General features: G+C 56.1%; 1 protein-coding gene. It reads left to right on the top strand.

Annotated features, from left to right (window positions below):
* Positions 1-285 precede the first annotated feature (285 nt).
* Entirely contained in the window at positions 286-981 is a 696-nt protein-coding gene (locus tag PA598K_RS21555) for a DUF7002 family protein (RefSeq protein ID WP_128658941.1), read from the top strand.
* Positions 982-1,179: the final 198 nt, after the last annotated feature.

Here is a 1,179-nt window from a genome sequence, read left to right as displayed (position 1 = left end):
ATAAATCGCACAAGTATCGCACGAATCCGCCGGTGCGGCTCGGAGATGTGCGATCACATTGGCACATTTTTTGGGATTTGTGTAATCGTCCCGTTATTACTGCATGAGCGTCACTCAGAGCATGTTGAGTGACGCTTTTTAAGTTGGCATCGTAATCGTCCGGTTTCGTGCGAGGGTTGCCCAGGATTACGTGGATTAATATTGGGGCAAAGCTATACATGAGAAAAAGCACCGGTTTGCCAAACATTAGCCAGTTACACGATACGAAAACGAAGGGAGCCCCAGATGAAGCCGCTATCCACTATCATCGCAGAACTGACACGAAGCAGCCGCCGCAAGCATCTGTATCATGTGACCAGGATTGACAATCTGCCGATGCTGGCGGAGACGAATCAACTGTCCTCCAGTCTGCAACTGGCGCCGCAGTTAGCGGGTATCGGCCGGAGTGAAGCTGTAACCGTAAGGAAGAATGCTCAGGTTGCGACGCTTAACGCCCATCTTCGGATTCCCGAGGCGATGATGGCGGAAGGCGTCACGCGTGCCGAGTTCCATGCCTTCCTGGACCGACATGTGTTTTTCTGGCCTACATGGAAGGATGCAGTGTATATGCTGGCCAGCTATGCGAGGCGGGAACCGGGTCAGCGACTGGCCATACTGGAGATGGATGCGGCGTCATTGTTGCTCGAGCATGCCGAGCGGATCAAGCTGTCCCGCTACGACTCGGGCAGTGCGCCCAGGTATCCGCATCGCTGCCGGTATCGCAAAAGTCCGGCGATGTTCCTCTCGTTGCCCTTGTTCGGAGAGGCGGACCGCGACGATCAGCCACACCGACCCGCACACATACGGGAGGTGTTGGTCGCCGACAGGCTTGAGCAACTCTCCGACTATCTGACCGCCGTCTATTGCGAGCAGCGAGATCGCGTGCCGGTTCGATGGCAGTCCCTGTACAGACCGCTCGCAGCGCTGGACGAAGACGACTGATACGCGATAATTACTGCCGAGTGCGAGTAACTAGTCCGAGCGGCAGCGACAAGACGAGCTTGCAAGGGGCACTGGAGCGCCCGGGAAACGATAAGTCGCGCATGCAAGGGAAGAAGGGTACACTGGAGCGTCTGAGTAACGATAAGCCGTGCATGTAAGGGGCTAGTCTCGAACGTCACGCCATGCTCATCCTCCACA

The sequence above is a fragment of the Paenibacillus sp. 598K genome (genome assembly GCF_003851045.1).
Lineage (GTDB): Bacteria > Bacillota > Bacilli > Paenibacillales > Paenibacillaceae > Paenibacillus_D.
Note: the sequence above shows the minus strand (reverse complement) of the source record. Positions and strands in the feature narration are given on the sequence as shown.